Source organism: Paenibacillus sp. J22P277, from assembly GCF_059383675.1.
The window spans coordinates 887322-904713 of sequence record NZ_JBXENS010000002.1 but is presented as its reverse complement, the minus strand read 5'-3'; the positions used below and the strand labels follow the sequence as shown (position 1 = coordinate 904713).

General features: G+C 60.3%; 8 protein-coding genes. All 8 read left to right on the top strand.

Features of this window, described 5'->3' with window-relative positions; all coding sequences use genetic code 11:
• The first annotated feature begins 286 nt into the window (after positions 1–286).
• The 8 genes from AC50YL_RS08680 to AC50YL_RS08645 all read left to right on the top strand — a co-directional run bounded on the left by AC50YL_RS08680 (position 287) and on the right by AC50YL_RS08645 (position 17245).
• A complete protein-coding gene (locus tag AC50YL_RS08680; RefSeq protein WP_494831038.1) occupies positions 287–6853 on the top strand; it encodes a lamin tail domain-containing protein in 6567 nt (2188 codons plus the stop codon).
• 117 nt (positions 6854–6970) lie between these two features.
• Positions 6971–8134, top strand: a complete 1164-nt coding sequence (locus AC50YL_RS08675) for a HupE/UreJ family protein (RefSeq protein WP_494831036.1) — start codon at positions 6971–6973, stop codon at positions 8132–8134.
• 422 nt (positions 8135–8556) lie between these two features.
• Positions 8557–12114 carry an S-layer homology domain-containing protein gene (locus AC50YL_RS08670; protein ID WP_494831035.1) on the top strand — a complete coding sequence of 1186 codons (3558 nt, stop codon included), beginning with the start codon at positions 8557–8559 and terminating at the stop codon, positions 12112–12114.
• A 241-nt stretch (positions 12115–12355) separates the two neighbouring features.
• Entirely contained in the window at positions 12356–13195 is an 840-nt protein-coding gene (locus tag AC50YL_RS08665) for an FAD binding domain-containing protein (protein WP_494831033.1), read from the top strand.
• Positions 13192–13668, top strand: a complete 477-nt coding sequence (locus AC50YL_RS08660) for a (2Fe-2S)-binding protein (protein ID WP_494831031.1) — start codon at positions 13192–13194, stop codon at positions 13666–13668. The genes AC50YL_RS08665 and AC50YL_RS08660 overlap by 4 nt, the downstream gene beginning before the upstream one ends.
• The gene (locus AC50YL_RS08655) at positions 13661–14884 is read left to right on the top strand and encodes an XdhC family protein (protein ID WP_494831029.1); all 1224 of its coding nucleotides are present in this window, start codon (positions 13661–13663) and stop codon (positions 14882–14884) included. The genes AC50YL_RS08660 and AC50YL_RS08655 overlap by 8 nt, the downstream gene beginning before the upstream one ends.
• On the top strand, positions 14881–15507 hold the full coding sequence (locus AC50YL_RS08650; RefSeq protein ID WP_494831027.1) for a nucleotidyltransferase family protein: 627 nt from the start codon (positions 14881–14883) through the stop codon (positions 15505–15507). The genes AC50YL_RS08655 and AC50YL_RS08650 overlap by 4 nt, the downstream gene beginning before the upstream one ends.
• 181 nt (positions 15508–15688) lie before the next feature.
• Positions 15689–17245, top strand: coding sequence for a GH39 family glycosyl hydrolase (locus AC50YL_RS08645; protein ID WP_494831025.1), 1557 nt, complete (start codon positions 15689–15691; stop codon positions 17243–17245).
• Positions 17246–17392: the final 147 nt, after the last annotated feature.

The following is a 17392-nucleotide window of genomic DNA, read 5'->3' as shown; positions in this document are numbered from 1 at the left end:
ACATACATTGCCGACCATTGCCGACGCAGCCGCGCTAAAGCAGTTTACTCTATAGTGTAGCCATTGAAGATTCGCGATGTATTAGCGAATCGTTATCGCAGCGTTAACAAATGCCTCTCTTTTTTTTCGATCCTTTCCATTTCTTACGGTAACCTCCCCTGCCGCGGAATTCCCCGAAAACCGCGAAAAAACGAATGAAATGTCAATAGTCAGCCCTGTGCTTGCGCGCTATGATGAGCCATGCGTCATACGTTCGATATCAAGCAAACGGGAGATGAAACGGGAGATGAAACGATTCAAGGGACAAGCGAAGCAGCTTGCGGCAGGCATCATGGCGGCCGCTCTTGTCGTGACGGGGGTACCTGTCACAAGCTTATCCGCGCAGGAGGCGAACGCGGAAGCCGCGGCGCTGCCGCCGGATGTGCTCATTACGGAGATCGTGTTCAATTCAGCCAACCCTGCCAGCGGGGCGGATATCAACGCTTGGGAATTCGTTGAGCTGTACAACAACAGCTCGGCACCCGTAACGCTCGGCGATTATTACGTCTATCGGGAGAACTACAATTCGACCACGAATTACAAATGGACCCTGCCAAGCGATAAAGTCGTGCAGCCCGGGCAGTCGATCGTCGTAAGAGGCAAGGTCGATACGGCGGACGGAACGCTGGAGGGATTCAATACGGCATATAGGCTGGAAGCGGCTCCGCTTACCGAGGAGCACTCGGCGATCATGGATCAATCCGCCGGCGGCAACCTGCCGAATACCGGAACCTACACCGTCTCGCTCAAGCGCGCGGCCGATGACGGACTGATCTCGACCGCCATGTACAACGACGCCGCAATCAACGCAACCGAGGCCGCCGACAATGGCAACGGCCAAAGCGTCATGTACGGCTATGACCCGGCGGGCGGCAAGAAAATGGTGAAGATCGCCGCCAAGCAAGTGCCGACGCCAGGCACCGTGGCGCAAGGCCAGGTTCCGGCAGCGGTCAACCCGGTACCCGGAACGGATCCGGACCCGGTAACGGCGCCGGTCATCACGTACACGCCGGCCGCGACATCGACGACGGCCAAGGACTTTTCCGTGACGGCGCAGGTCTACAGCGCCGAGCCGTTGACGTCCGCGAAGCTGTACTACAAGAAAGCGGACGATGCGGACTACGCGGCCGTAACGATGAACGTGACCGATGCCGGCGCCGGAAATTCCGCCGCGGCGGGCATCATTCCGGCATCCGTCATGCAGGGCACGGATAAAGTGGCGTACTACATCGAGGCCGCCAATGCGGCAGGCACCGCCCGTCTCCCGGAAGCAGCCGATGCTTCGTACGAGTTGAATATCGTAGAGGCGCCGCAGTTGCAGCCGTATCTGCTCATATCGGAGATCGTCTTCAACACGCCGAACGTCAGCGGCGGCGACGTGGCGCCGTGGGAGTTCATCGAGCTGTACAACAACAGCGACAAACCCGTTCCGCTCAATCAGTACCGCATCGTGACGGGCGACTTGAACAATACGCCGGTCCGGACGTGGGAGTTCAAGGACGATAAAACGATCCTGCCCGGCAAGACGATGGTGCTGCGCGCCTATTCGACGGACGTCAACGGCACGATCGGCAAATTCAACGAGGCGTACAAAATTCCGCAGGAGCAGGCGTTGACGGATGCCGACTTCGCCGACTTCACGGGCGAGGGCAACCTGGAGAACGGTCCGGGCCGCACGATCTCGATCGTCGCCAAGTCCGGCGAGACGGTCGTGTCCGCCCAATACAACGTGACGGGAAGCAACGCCGACGATCTCAATAACACCGGCGTGACGTACGGCGTCGACCCGAACGGCAGCCTGATGATGGCGAAGCTGGCCAGCAAGGTGCCGCCTACGCCGGGCCGGCTGCTGAGCGAACAAATACCGTCCGCTCCGGTTCAATTGCCGCAGGATTTCCTGGCGCCGCTCATCGTGCATAATCAAGCGGTCGGCTCCACCGGCATCCAGGACGTGACGATTACCGCCGAGATTACGGACGATCAGGCCGTAACGGACGCGACGCTGCACTACAAATCGGAGAAAGACGCGGAATACACGTCCGTCCCGATGACGCTCGCGGTCGGCAGCGCGTATCAAGCGGTCATTCCCGCGGCGGCGCTGCAGGGCATCACGCATATCTATTACTATATGGACGCGACCGACGGCTCGCACGCCAGCCGCAATCCGGTCGACGAGGCGAAGCCGTACGACATCCGCGTCTTCGACAGCATCAGCGCCGCCGTTCCGCCGCTGCTCATTACCGAGCTCGTTCCGGACAGCAAGGGAGCCGATGCCTACGAGTACGTCGAGGTGTATAACAACGGCGACAAGCCGGTGAACTTGAAAGACTACCAGATCGTCTACGAGTACTACCACGGCACGACGATGAGATGGGACCTGGATCAGGACCTGACGGTTCCTTCGAAGGGCACGGCCGTCGTATGGGTCAAATCGGAAGCCAGCAAGAACATGCTGACGGCGGATTTCAACAAGCATTGGGGCAGCAGCCTGCCGGATGCGCAGGTGACGTCCCTGTATTCCATCGGCATGTCGAACGCGGACGAAGGCCGGATCATCATCGCGCCGGACAGTGCTTCGCCGGTCGATCACGTGCATAACGCGATCTCGCAGGCGTGGTTCAGCGTCGAAGAGGACGAAGTCAACGATGACGGCACGAGCCTCGTCTACGAATATCCGAAGGACGGCTCGAACAAGATGTACAAGCGTGCCGCGAAGCAGAAAGCGACGCCTGGCGCGCTGAATCCTGGCCAAGTGCCGGATGATGCGGTTCAGGTCGAAGCGGATGCGGCAAAGCCCGCGATTTCGGTGCCGTCGATCGATGCGCCGCAGGTATTCGGTCCGCTCGCGATCACGGCGGACGTCACCGACGCGCAGCCGGTCAAACGCGTCACGCTCCGTTACAAGCGCAGCGGGGATACGGTCTATGCCGCAGCAAACATGGTTCGATCGGCTGCCGATCCTAACCGGTATGCGGTAACCGTGGAGAAAGAACGCCTGCTGGGAGCGACCGGCGTCGATTATTACGTCGAGGCTTCCGACGGCCAGAACGTCGCGGCATCCACGGATGGCGGAGCACCGGACAACCATCTGACTTATGCTCCGATTACGCCGCTTCCGTTGCGGCTGGAACTGAAGGAGGGCGCCTTCCTGCGCGGAACGACGCTGCTTCGGGGTTATGCCGACGCAGCCGGCCAACCGCTCGGCTTGAGGGTGGACGGCAAAGCGCTGACGACCGGCAAAGCGATGACGGACGACGTGTATCTGACGTTCCGCGCGGACGACATGCAGGCGTCGCTCAAGGACGGCGTGCTCATCAACGGCGAAGTCGCCGTCATGCTGCCGAACGCCAGCTACCTGGACGAGACATTCGTCGCGCTGCCGAAGCGCTTCTTCAAACCGGGCGTCAACACGGTCACGATCTCGGCCGGCAACGGCAAATCGCCGACGGACACGGAAGGCAACAACGACGACTTCCGGATTCAGAACGTGAAGCTGCTGCTTGGCGACGGCACCGTTCAGCCGATCGTGTCGGCCAGAGGGAAGAAGCTGAACGTGGACGAGTACGCGACGCTGAACCCGGATGCCCGGAACTCCATCGGCGACGGCACGAACTATTACGAGAACATGGAACTGACGGTCGATCTTCCGGACAGCGCGTTTCATGGCGTTCAAAGCCAGCTTGATACGACTGCGCTGACGGACGGCGAGCACGCGTTCGACTTGACCAACGGGAACTACGCTTTGAGCACGAAGGCGATCGTAGATAATACGATTCCTGTATTCGACAGCTACTCGATCGAAGCGGACAAGGCTTACGCCGGCAAAATCACGTTCGACGCGGTTGCGAAGGACGCGACTTCCGGCATCGATCGCGTAACGGCTGCGCTGGACGGCGAAGCGATCCAGCTGCCGCTCGAGCGTTATGCGGCAGAGCTTGCGATCGGCGATCACGTCTTCGAGGTCAAGGCGCTCGACAAAGCGGGCAACGCGGCAGTGCGCACCGCCGCGTTCAAGGTCGACAACGACAAGCCGAACGCGCCGACGAACCCGTCGCCGGCCATGGATGCGACGAACGTGAACCGCAACGCGAAGCTGAGCGTCAAGGTCAGCGATCCGAACGGCGATCCGATGAACGTGGCGTTCGGTCAGGCGTACAGGTACGATTTCAACGAGCAGAGCGACATCGACGCCTACTCGAACGCCGTCGACCGCGAACCGCCGCTCGTGCTGAGCCCTGAAGGCGAGACGCCGTTCTCGGGCGAAGCGATCGCGGGCGTGGCGAAGAAGGACGGCAGCTACTACACGACGGACGCGGAGGGGCTGTTCCCGTACCAGCGCTTCGATTTCAAGCTGGACCAGGAGCCCGAGGCGGTCGCGCAGGTGGAAGTCGTATGGGAAGGGCACTCGCTGCCGGACCGGCAAGTGACGATGTACACGTGGAACTACAACACCGGCAAATGGGTCGCGGCGGCTTCCGGCGTCGGCGACAAGGATTTCCAGCTGAAGGCAAGCGTCAGCGTCTCGGACATGGTGAGGGACAAGACAGTTCACGTCCTCATACAAGATTTGGTTCCGACCGCGGCGGACGGCGTCGATTTCAGCTTCGCATGGGCGAGCGATACCCAGTATTACTCCGACTCCTATCCGGAGATCTACGATCGCGAGATGAGATACATCGCCGAGCATAAGGAAGACAAGAAGATCGCGTATGCCATCCATACCGGGGATCTGGTCGACGACTTCAACCGTCCGGACGAGTGGGCCGTGGCAAGCAAGAGCATGAAGTACCTGGAGGATGCCGGCATTCCGTACGGCGTCGTCACGGGCAACCATGACGTCAACCACGACGAGGGCAACTATGCCGAGTATTACAAGTATTTCGGCCGCGACCGTTTCGAGGATCAGCCGACATACGGCGACGATCTGAACAACAACCGCGACCATTACGATCTCGTATCGGCCAAGGGCCAGGATTTCCTGATCATGTACCTGGGCTGGAACGTCCGGGAAGAGACGGTGAAATGGGCGAACGAGGTGCTGAAGAAGTATCCGGACCGCTACGTCATCATCGGCACGCACGAATACATCTCCCCGACGGGCGACTACTCCGGCCAAGGCGAGATGATCTGGAACGAGATCGTGTCGAAGAACGATAACGTCGGCATGGTCTTGTGCGGACATCTGCACGGGGTCGCGTTCAACGTGAAGCACGTCGGCGACCATACGGTCGTAGAGATGCTCGCGGATTACCAATCCGGCCGCCAAGGCGGCGCAGGCTATATGCGTTTCCTGGACTTCAACCTGTCCGAGGGCAACGTGCACGTAAGCACCTACTCGGCCTACTTGGACGACAGCAACTATTTCGACGAGCCGGGCAAGGACGATTTCGAATTCCCTTACGCGGTGCAAAATCCGAGCAAACAGGTGGCGACCGATTATATCGGCCTGAACGTTTACGGCAGCGCCGTGATCGGCAGCCGGCAGGGCGTTCAGAATGACGGGACGGCCACGGCGGACTGGAGCAATTTGGCGGCCAATCGGACATACGACTGGTATGCGGCGGTGACGGACGCGAATAACGGCAAGACGCTGTCGGATATCTGGCGGTTCTCCACCGGAAGCGACGGAGGCAGCACGAATCCGCCGACGACCCCGCCGGCGAATCCGGGATCGGGATCGGGCGGCACGACGCCGGCCGATGACAATCTGGTCGTGGTTGCCGCGAATGCCATCGCTTCCGGCGACGCCAAGGTTGAACTGACGATCGGCAGCGGAAAATCCGGAGCCGTGCTCTCCAAGGACGTGCTGGATGCCATCGGCAGCCGCGACGTGACCGTGCGGGCCGGGGACGGCACGCAGCTTACGCTTGGCGCGGCATTGCTGGCCTCCCTGCGCGAACGGCTGAAGGATGACAGCGCGCTGATCGTCCGCACGGAAGGCGTTGCGGCGGCGACCGTCGACGGCGCGGAAGCGAGCTACGGCAAGAAGCTCGGCGCGGAAATGACCGCGACGGGCGCGACGGTTCATCTGCAATTCGCGATTCGCGACCAAGCGGGCAAACTCACGGCGATCGATCAAATCAAAGCGCCGGTCACGATCAGCCTTGCGGCTGCCTCGGTTCGCAACGACAAGCTGGCGGGCATTTACCGCATCGAAGCGGACGGAACCGCGACGTGGATCGGCGGGGACTTCTCCGGCGGCGTCTATACGGCATCCGTCGACCGTCCGGGCATGTATGTCGTCATGGCATTCAGGAAGCCGTTCCAGGACGTCGCGGACGGGAACTGGGCCTATGATTACATCCAGGAGCTGACGTTCCGCGGCATCGTGAACGGCCTGTCGGAGACGAGCTTCGGCGCGGGCAAATCGACGACCCGCGCGGAATTCGTCACGCTGTTGGCCAGAGTGCTCGGCCTGTCCGGGACCTCGGACGCGGGCAAGGCCTTCAAGGACGTGGAGCCTGGCAGCTGGTACGCGGACGCGGTCGCGCAATTGGTCGAAGCGGGCGTCGTCACCGGCGTCGGCAAGGACAGCTTCGCGCCGAATCGACAAGTCACGCGCGAAGAGATGGCGGTCATGGTCATTCGGGCGCTCGAGTTCCGGCAAGGAGCGGCAAAGGACGCGAACGGCGCGTCTTCGTTCAAGGATCAGAAGCAGATCAGCGCTTGGGCGAAAGAAGCCGTCGATAAGGCGTTCGCGCTCGGCCTGATGACGGGACAAGCCGGCAACGCCTTCGCGCCGGGCGCCGCGGCGACGCGCGCGGAAAGCGCGAAAGTGATCTACCTGCTGATGGAACAGCTGCAGCTTCAGTAAAGTCGGGCACGTATCGGCGGCAAGCATGCAGAAGCGGCCGAGAAACGCAAAGAGTCTTCGAGCTTTTCCGGAGACTCTTTCGTTTTGCCCGCCTATTAACGAGAGGAACGATACGCGATGCATACTATGCTTGGTTGGTTGGAGACCGGCCGATGGACGAAGCGGCTGTGCCTGTTCGTCGCCCTGGTCGGTTGTTTGTTCGGCGCGGCGAAGCCGGCTTTTGCCCATTTGAACACGTACGGCTATTCGGATATCGCCTTGGATCAGCGTCGGCTCACGTACGAGCTTTACCTGGACCCGAGAGAGATCACGCAGTGGATGGATATGCGGTCGAACGGCGTGTTTATCCTGGATGACGGCGCGGGTTCGTCCGGCGAACAGGAGCAGCCGGCATGGACGGAGGAAGAACTTCGGCCGCTTGTCGCGGAGTCGCTTCATGTCAGCGGCGGGGATCGGGAGCTGGAGCCCGTTATCGGCGATATTGCCTTGCGGGAACGCAGCGGCGCTTCTTATCTCTATATGAAATTAAGCTACGAGCTTCCGTCCGAAGCGGAGACGTATGCGATCGATTACGGCATCTTCTTCGAGGAGGACCCGGGGCATCAGAATTTCGCCACCCTTCGGGCCGGCGGCGCTTCGAGGGACCTGATCTTCACGCAAAGCAAGCATGTCGTGACGGAGGAGCTGGCGGTCGCGGAAGCCGGGGGCGCGTCCGTCTCCGTCGCGGTGCCGAGCTGGCTCATGACCATGTGGAACTATATCGGCGTCGGAATCGAGCATATCCTGACGGGCACGGACCATCTGCTGTTCGTGGCGGCGCTCGTGCTGGCGAAGCAGTGCAAGTGGAACTACGTGAAGGTGCTGTCCGCCTTCACGGTCGGCCACAGCATCACGATCGCGCTGGCCGCGCTCGACATCGTGAACCTGCCGGCGGCCTTCGTCGAGCCGGTCATCGCGCTCAGCATCGCGTACGTGGCCGTCGAGAACATCTGGCTCAAGCGGATCCAGCACCGATGGATGATCGCGCTGGGCTTCGGCCTGATCCACGGCTTCGGTTTCGCCCAGGTGCTGCGCGGCGCGCTCGGCGAGCGGTTCCTGCTGACGCTGTTCTCGTTCAACGTCGGCGTGGAGATCGGCCAACTGGCGGTACTGGCGCTTCTGCTGCCGCTCCTGTTCTGGGCGGGGCGGTTCAAGAACTACACGTACAGCAGCTATGCCGTCTCTTCCGTCATCGCCGTCATCGGGCTGTATTGGTTCGTGACGCGGATCCTGGCGGCGTGACGGGTTTTTGATCGGCATTCTATCGGGTGAAGAGACGACGGCCGAAGGATCACGTACGTTCGGCTGCGCTTCCTTACTCCCTCGCACGCATAACCCGGCCGCTTTAGGCCGGGTTTTTTGCGATGGCGATCGAATGCCTGCGTCTTTTGTTGAAGCAGAGAACAATTAACATGGTTCATCTTATTAATGATTTAACAATTAACGCTTCGGATTTCCATTGCCACGCGTTGTGGATGGAAATATAATTAGTAGCGACTCTAGCATGGAAATAACCGTAAAAAATGCCATATAAGACGAAATTAAATAGAAGGGTTGAAGAAGAGCAGCGTAAAGTTCGAGTTCCGAAGCGCAATCATAGCGAAATGATTTTAGAGGGAGTGCTACATTCGTTGATGAAAAACCGATTGTTGAGAAATATCTGCATGCTATTGATTATGCTTTGCCTTCTTCCGAATGGCGGGCTATCCGTTCTCGCGGACAGCGGAGATGCGGATTCTATCTCGGATATCAAAGGTCATTGGGCTGAAGCGGATATCCAAGACTGGCTGGACGAAGGATTGATCACGGGCTACCCGGACCATACGTTCCGGCCGGACGGCGTTATCTCCAGAGCCGAGTTCGTGGCGCTGGTGAACCGGGTGTTCAACTATGCCGCTAGGAGCACGATTAGCTTCAAGGACGTAAAACAAACCGACTGGGCATACATAGAAGTGCAAAAGGCGATCGCGCAAGGCTATATCAGCGGATTCAGCGATAATACGTTTCGGCCCAAACAGCAAATCACGAGGCAAGAGACGGCTGTCATGTTATCGAGACTCCTGAAGCTGGACAAGGAGGGAATCGCGGAGCTCATCCCGATCAAAGATGCGAATCTCATTCCTTCCTGGAGCAAAACGGCAGTGAACGACGTGTTGGAAAAAGGGATCATGAGCAACGATGCCGATGGAAAGTTCCAACCCCAACGGCAAATGACCCGCGCGGAATCGGTCGTGGCCATCAAGAAAGCGCTGGCTTTAAATCCGGTCGTGTACGATAAAGCCGGCGTTGTCGGCGGAACGGCGCTGACGACCGTGCGGAGCGACGTCATCGTTCAATCGCCCGGCGTCACGCTTAAGAACATGCATATTACCGGGAATCTGACGATCTCCAAAGCGGTCGGCGACGGAAACGCCAACCTGGATCAGGTTCAAGTGGATGGCGTCACGCGGATTGAAGGCGGCGGTACGAACAGCGTTCATATTCACGACAGCCAGCTCGGCACCGTGTCCGTGAATCGACCGGAGAACACCGTCAGAATCGTTGCCGAAGGCAAGACGAAGATCCAGGATACGCAGGTTTTATCCAGCGCCGTACTTGAAGAAGCCGATCTTTCGGGAGAGGGCTTCGTGAATCTATCGGTGCTTCCGGGGACAAAAGACAGCGGCGGCAGAACGCTTTCTATTGCGGGCGGTTTCCGTACGGTCAGCGTGAATGCGGATATTAACGAGCTTAAAGTGTTGGCGGGGACCGTGGATACCTTGTTCATCGCGGGCCATCTCGCGATTCCGAGCATTGTGCTGGAGAAAGGCGTCATCGTCCGAAACCTCGAGTTGAACAGCAAGACGACTTTCACGGGAGATGGACAGATCGATAAGCGCACGCTTTCGGCGGATGCCGAGGGCTCCGTTTTGCCGGATGGAGGCTCGACATCCGCTCCCGCTCAGGGAGGGGGAGGTATCCCTTCGGGCGGAGGAGGCATCCCGGGCGGAGGAGGAGGCGGAGCGCCGGATCCCGGCAACGGCGGAGGAGGAGGAGGAACGCCCGACCCCGGCAATGGCGGCGCGACTACCGCAACCGTAACGGGCAGGCTGTTGTACGCGAAGTACGATGCGCCTCAGCCGCTTCCGATTTATCAGATGACCGTTCATCTGACGGGCGTTAACGGAACGACCGGGGACTACTCGGACGTCACGGATACCGCCGGAAGATTTGAATTTGACCTTGTTCCCCCCGGTACGTATATCTTCAACATCTACCTTGGCTTAACGAGGTATTATACGGACGAGTTTACCGTCGAAGCGGGCAAAGATCTCGCGGTTCCGGATTTGATCATCGAAGAGGCGGCTCCCCTGCCAAGCGTGGATTCGCCCGTATACACGGACATCGGTTACCTCAGCGGAAGCGTCATGAACCTGGACGATCCGTTCTCGGTCGAAGTGAAGCTGGAGGACGGCACGGTGCTTAATTCGCCGGGCAAGTACGATATGTTTTTCTATGTTGACCTGTTCCAGGATAATCCCGGCCTCGTCCTGCACGACAAGGATAAGCTGCTCGTCCGGATGTACACGGAGCGCGGATGGGAAAGCGAACGGTTCGAGGTCGACGTCGTGGAAAGACCGAAGACCGCGACGCCGATCGTTACGAATACCGTATACGACGATTCCAAGGACGTTCGCGGAACGGTGGAAGATACGTCGAATGAGATTACGATCACGACATCGGACGGAACGGAAGTCGGTTCCTATCATGGCCAACGCGGCAATACTTTCGACGTGTACTTGATGAGTAACGTCAAGCTGACCGCGGGAGAGGAGCTCCTTGTGTATGCGCAGGCCGATAGGAAGCGAAAGAGCGATCCGGCCCATGTGACGGTAATGGCGCCTACGGTCGTCACCGCTCCGCCGAAGATCGACGGCATCCTGCTTGAAGGCAACTGGACGCTTGAGGGAACGGCGGAGGGCGATGCGCTCATTGTCGTGAAACGAGCCGATGGAACGGTCATCGGCGAAGATCAGGCAAGCCACAGCGACTATGGAGGCAAATTCGATATTCGCTTGACCTCGGCTCCGATTGCCGACGAAACGCTGTACGTGACCGCCAAGGGCTATGAGAAGGTCATCAGCCCCCCGACTTCGGTCGTCGTCGGGAAGAAGGAGATTACGCCCACGCCGCGGCTCGCGGAGGACGTATACAGCGATTTTACTTATCTTCAGGCGATTACGCTGCCGAATTCGTCCATCATGGTGTCGTTGAAGGATATGCAAGGGACGGTTATTTCAGAATATTATCCGCTTCCGGACGGTAAGATCACGTTCTGGGACCTGACTTTGACGCCTGACGCGCAATACCAGTTAACGGCGCTCGCACCGAATATGAAAGAAAGCGTACCTTTGATTTTCACGGCGGTCGCGCCGACGGCGGTTACGCCGTTGCCCGTGATAACCGCACCGGCCTACGCGGATAAGGACTATCTTCTTTCCGGCAGGACGGAGCCTTATGCGAAGATGTCCTTCTTTTACGAGGACGGCACGCTGATTTATGGCAATGAGGCGGATTATTTGGGCAATTTTGTTCTTAGGATGCCGGATAACGTGCGGCCGGGCATGAAACTGATCATCAAATCGGACGCCAGAGGCAAGCTGATCAGCGATCCGCTTGAAATAACCGCAATTTCACCTGTCGAAAAGTCCAGTCCTCCCGTATTCAATGGCCAGCTTTACGGCTATTCGGGCAGTTTGGAGGGCACGGCTACCCCGAAAGCGCTGATTCAAATGTTTTATGAGGACGGTCGTCCGGTGGCTTCAGGCTATGCGGACATGAATTCCGGTTGGTGGAGCCTTGGGTTCTACTATACGGTATTGCGGGGCGGGGAGCGGGTTTACGTCGTTGCCGACGAGGCCGGCAAACTGCAAAGCGATCCGGTATATATCACGGTGCAATCGGCTCCCAAATCGGAACAGCCGCTCATAACGAGCGCTGTCAATGAACAAGCCGTGAGCATTCAGGGGACCTATAACTGGGCGAGCACCGTGAACCGCATGCCGCCGCTCATTTTCCTGCTCGACGAGAATAATCAAGTCATCTCTTCGGTGTGGGTAAATGACGATGGTTCCTTCACGCTTCCGCTGAGCAATCCGCTCGTCGCCGGTCAAACCGTTCGCATCGTAGCGAGAGAAGCTCAGAAGGAAGCCAGCGACCCGCTGGTTATCACGGTGAGCTAGCGAAGGCGGTCATTGGCATAGAAGGGAATACGGCAAAGGGACGTCCAATTATGATTTCGAATAGCTAAGGCTCGTTTCGAGCAGCGACACGGCCACCTCCGCTTTTGGGGGTGGCTTTGTTTTGCAGGGATGACCGAATGGGCCGCTATTTCGCGTTCCCGCGAATAGGACAAAGCCGCTTCGCGATATGATTTATAATGACGTACGACTCCGGCGCGGCGCGAGGAGGCTTTGGACATCCATGATCTCGTTCGATTTCGAATATTTCAAGCCGGCGACCGTCGAAGAGGCGATGCGCGCGTTTTGGCAGGCAGAGGCAAGAGGCAAGACGCCGATCTATTACGGCGGCGGGACGGAGATCATCTCGATGGCGCGCCTGGATCAATTGCGTCCGGGAGCGGTCATCGACATCAAGGGCTTGCCCGAATGCAATGACATGGGATTTCGCGGGGAGCAGCTGGTAATCGGCGCGGCGCGGACGCTCACGGACGTGGAGGAAACGCCGCTGTTTCCGCTGCTGGCCGATACGGTGAGGGACGTGGCCGACCATACGAACCGCAACAAAATTACCGTCGGCGGCAATCTGTGCGGCCGATTCTTTTACCGCGAGGTGCTGCTGCCGTTCCTGCTGGTCGACAGCCAGGTCGTGCTCGCGGGGCCGAGAGGGATGCGGACCGTTCCGGTCCATCAGGTCTTGAACGGCGCGCCAAGCTTGGCGCGAGGGGAGCTGCTCGTTCAGGTGCTGAGCGATCGCAGGTACTTCGGGCTGCCCTACGTCACGGTCAAGAAAACGAAGATGGAACGCATCGATTATCCGCTCGTTCGGATCTCCGCCCTGCGGACGGAGCAGGGGATTCGCATGGCATTCAGCGGCGTAAGCGACATCCCATTCCGCTCGCTGCGGATCGAGGCGATCTTGAACGATTCGGCGCTTTCCTTGGAGGAACGGATCGACCGCGTGATCGCGACATGGCCCGTTCCGATCCTGAACGACATCATCGGCTCGGCGGCCTATCGCGCGTTCGTGCTGCGGAACACCCTGCGGGATACGATGACGGCGTTGGAACGGAGGAGCCTATGAATAATACCGATCGCGGCATCGTCAAATGCGAGATCGAGCTGATGGTCAACGGGAAGCGGCAGCCCGCCGTCATTCGCTCGGCGGATACGCTGCTCCGCGTGCTGCGCGAGCAGCTGGGGCTTACGGGAGCGAAAGCCGGCTGCGAGAACGGCGACTGCGGCGCCTGCACGGTCATCGTGGGCGGGACGGCGGTCAAGTCCTGCCTGATGCTGGCCATCGAGGCGCGCGGCAGCCGGATCACGACCATCGAGGGCTTGGAGGATGCGCCGATCCAACAGGCGTTCATCGATCATTTCGCGTTTCAGTGCGGCTTCTGCACGTCGGGCTTCATCATGAACTGCCAGGCGCTCATCGACCGGCACCCCGATGCGGACGAAGCCGTTATTACGGAATGGCTGCGGTCCAATATATGCCGTTGCACCAGTTACGAGGAGATCCGGAATGCCATTCACGCGGTGATCGACCGTGAATGACCGCTGGCGCATGCTGCAGCTCATGAAGCGGCATGACCGCGTGCCTTTCGCGATGGCGACGGTCATCGGCGTGGACGGCTCCGCCTATCGCCGCGCGGGAGCCAAAATGTTGATCGGAGCGGACGGGAGTCAATTCGGGACCGTCAGCGCGGGATGCCTGGAGGAGGATCTGCGGCATCGCGCCGAGGACGTCATTCGTTCCCGCCGGCCGCTGATAGAGGTGTACGACCTCAGGTCGGAGGATGATCTGTCCTGGGGTCGCGGAGCGGGATGCAACGGGCGGGTAACCGTGTACGTCGAGCCATGCGGGTGGGGCGAGCGGGCAGGGGCCGGCGGAGCGTCCGTCTGGTCGCGCGTCGAGGGGCATTTGGAACAGGGGCATCGCGTCGTATGCGCGCGGAGGCTGCTTCGCGCCGGCGATGAGCGCGCCGGTGGTCATGATGTTGGCGACGCCGGCAGCGATTTGGACCAAGGAGTTGGCGGCGGCGGCAACGCAGACCGGGGATTCGGCGGCGGCAATAACGTTGACCGCGGATTCGGCAGCAGCAAGAGTCGCGGCGGCTCTGCCCCATCCGGTACCATGCCGTTGTTTTACGCCGAGAACGGTGCGGCCTTCGGCAACCTCGACGACCCGGAACTGCCCTTGGAGCGGCTCGTTCCGACGTTCTTGAGGCTGCTCGCGGACGGCGCGGAGCTCGCCGTCGTTCCGCTGCCGGATGCGGACGGCGAGCTGCTGCTCGAAGTGTACGCGCCGAGAGAACGGCTGTATGTTTTCGGAGCGGGTCCCGACGTCGAGCTGCTGGCGCGGCTGGCCGCGGAGCTGGATTTCGGCGTCGTCCTCATCGATCCCAGGAGCGGCAGGAACAACGAAACGCATTTTCCGACGGTGCAGCGGCGAATCGTCGAGCATCCGGAAACTTTTTTGCGCGACCGCCCGATTCCGCCGGACAGCTTCGTGCTGATCATGACGCATAGCTTCCGGCAGGACCGTTACGTTCTGCGCGAGCTGCGGCACGCTCCGCTTCGTTACCTGGGCATCCTGGGGTCGAGATCGCGGACGGAACGCTTGTCTTCCCCCGAACCGCCGCCGGACGGGCTTCATGCTCCCGTGGGGCTGGACATCGGCGCCGAAGGCCCGGAAGAAATCGCCGTCAGCATCATGGCGGAATTAATCAAGCGCCGCAGCGGGCGCCGCGGGGGAAGGGAAACGCGATGAGTACGATAGGAGCCGTCATTTTGGCGGCGGGCATGTCGAAGCGGATGGGACGGTTCAAGCCGATTCTCCCGCTGAACGGCAAACCGCTGTTTCGGTATGCCGTCGAAGCCGCGATAGCGGCGGAGCTGAGCCCGATCGCGCTCGTCGGAGGCTGCCGCATCGGGGAATTGACCGCGCTAGCCGCTCCGATCGGGGGGCTGGACATGCTCGAGAACCCGGATTACGCGTCGGGCATGGCCTCCTCGCTCCGGCTCGGAATCCGGGCGTTAACGGGCAGGACGCGCGCCGCCTTCGTATTCCTGGCCGATCAGCCGCTCGTATCGGCCGGCGCGATCGCGGCGATGCTCGAACAATACGCGCTGCGGCATGACGAAGGGATCCGGATCGTCCGTCCGGTTTACGATGGCGCGCCGGGTCATCCGGTCCTTTTCGATGCCGACATCTACGCGGAGTTCGAGGCCATTCAAGGCGACGAGGGCGGTAAGTCCATCCTCGCGAAGCATCGGGAGCGCACGCTGATGCTGCCCTTCCCGCAGGCGGAGTGGGGGTATGACGTCGACACGCCGGACGACCTGCGGAAGGCGGAACGTATATTGGCGCTGCGGTCGGAGGATGACCATTAATGGCGTAAACGAACCAATGCCATGACGATACTTCGTAACGCCGCCGGTTCAAGCATGCTTCTGGAATAATCCGGGCTGGCGTACTATAATCCAGCTATAAATGTAAGCGCTGCCGTTAATGCGAGGCGCTTGCGAATACGGGCTTCCGGCTATGGCCGCAGCCAAGAACAGGAGCTCCTCCATGCGAAGGATTGACATCGATCGTTCCCTTGCCCAAGGCAAGCGGGACACCTTTCCGAATCTGTGCGTCAGCACGGGCCGCGCTTATTTGCTGCTGCGCGCCGACCATCAGCAGCATCTGATCCGCGCCGCGCGCGAATGCGGATTTCGCTATCTCCGGTTTCACGGTCTGCTGGACGACGATATGGGCGTATACCGGGAGGACAAGCACGGCAATCCGATCTTCGGCTGGCAGTACGTCGACGCGGTGTACGACTTCATTCTGGACGCCGGCCTCCGTCCGTTCGTCGAATTCGGCTTCATGCCGGAGGCGCTGGCAAGCGGCGACCGGACCGTCTTCTGGGAGGGCAGCAACGTGACCCCGCCGAACGATTACGGCAAATGGGAGCGGTTGATCCGGGAAGTCGTCGGTCATTTCACCGACAGATACGGCGCGGAGGAAGTAAAGCAGTGGTACTTTGAAGTGTGGAACGAACCCGATCAACGGAATCTGTTCTTTACCGGCGACCGGGACGAGTATTTCAAGCTGTACGAGGCGACGGCGCGCGCCGTGCGAAGCGTCGGCCCGGACTACCGGGTAGGCGGTCCGGCGGCTTCGGGCGCGAACGGCTGGCTTGCCGGGCTGATCGATTACTGCCATGCGCGGGGCGTGCCGCTCGATTTCGTGTCCACGCATGCCTATTCCTGCGCGCCCGGCGAGAGCGACGCTGCGGAACGGCCGCCCTACGCGAATCCGGACGGAGCGGTCCCGACGCCCGTCTGGTCGCCGGGAACCGGCTGGCCGCAAGGCAATATGTACTATAAGCCGGACGGCGTCGCCGGCGAGGCGCTGCGGGCGAAGGCGGAGGTCGAAGGATCTCCCATGCCGGAGCTGCCGCTGTATTTTACCGAATTCGGCCTGACCTACCATTATTGGGATCCGCTCCGCGACTCCTACCACGCGGCTTCTTACCTGCTGTCGCGGTTAAGCAGCGTGCAAGGACTCGTGAGCGCGATGTCGTACTGCGAGATTTCCGACGTCTTCGAGGAGGACGGGCCGCCGACCGGCCATTTTCACGGCGGGTTCGGTCTCATGAATCTCCAGGGCATTCGCAAACCGGCTTATTTTGCCTACAAGTACCTCAACCAACTCGGCGACACGGCGCTTGCATGCGACGACCGGAACGCGTTCGCGTGCCGCGACGGGAACGGGGTTCAGGTGCTGTTCTGGGACTGCGCGGTCCGGCAGGACGCGGAGAACAAGAAATACTACGACCGCGATCTTCCCGCGCTGCCCGCGGATCCGGTCAAGCTGACGGTCGCCGGCCTTCGGCCGGGGGAGTACGAGCTGTGCGCGTACAGGACGGGTTATCGCCGGAACGACGCCTACACCGATTATTTGGATCTCGCGCCGCGCGGGACGCTAAGCCGCGAACAAATCCGCAGGCTCGACGAGCGAAATGCCGGATTGCCGGAGATGACGCGGAAAATCGTTGTCTCCGAGGGGGACGGCGCCTTCGAATGGGAGGCCGACATGCGGGAGAACGATGTCTTTCTCGTAACGCTGAAACGGATGTAACCGGACGGCGGAAGCCGATGAATGCTGCGCGGTCGGCACGCCGACGGCATCGAAGCCCGATTACGACCGGCGACGGAGAGCCTCGCTGCCAAACATCCGCAACCGCCCAGGGTTGCGGATGTTTGGCTTGCGCCGAAGACGCGGTCC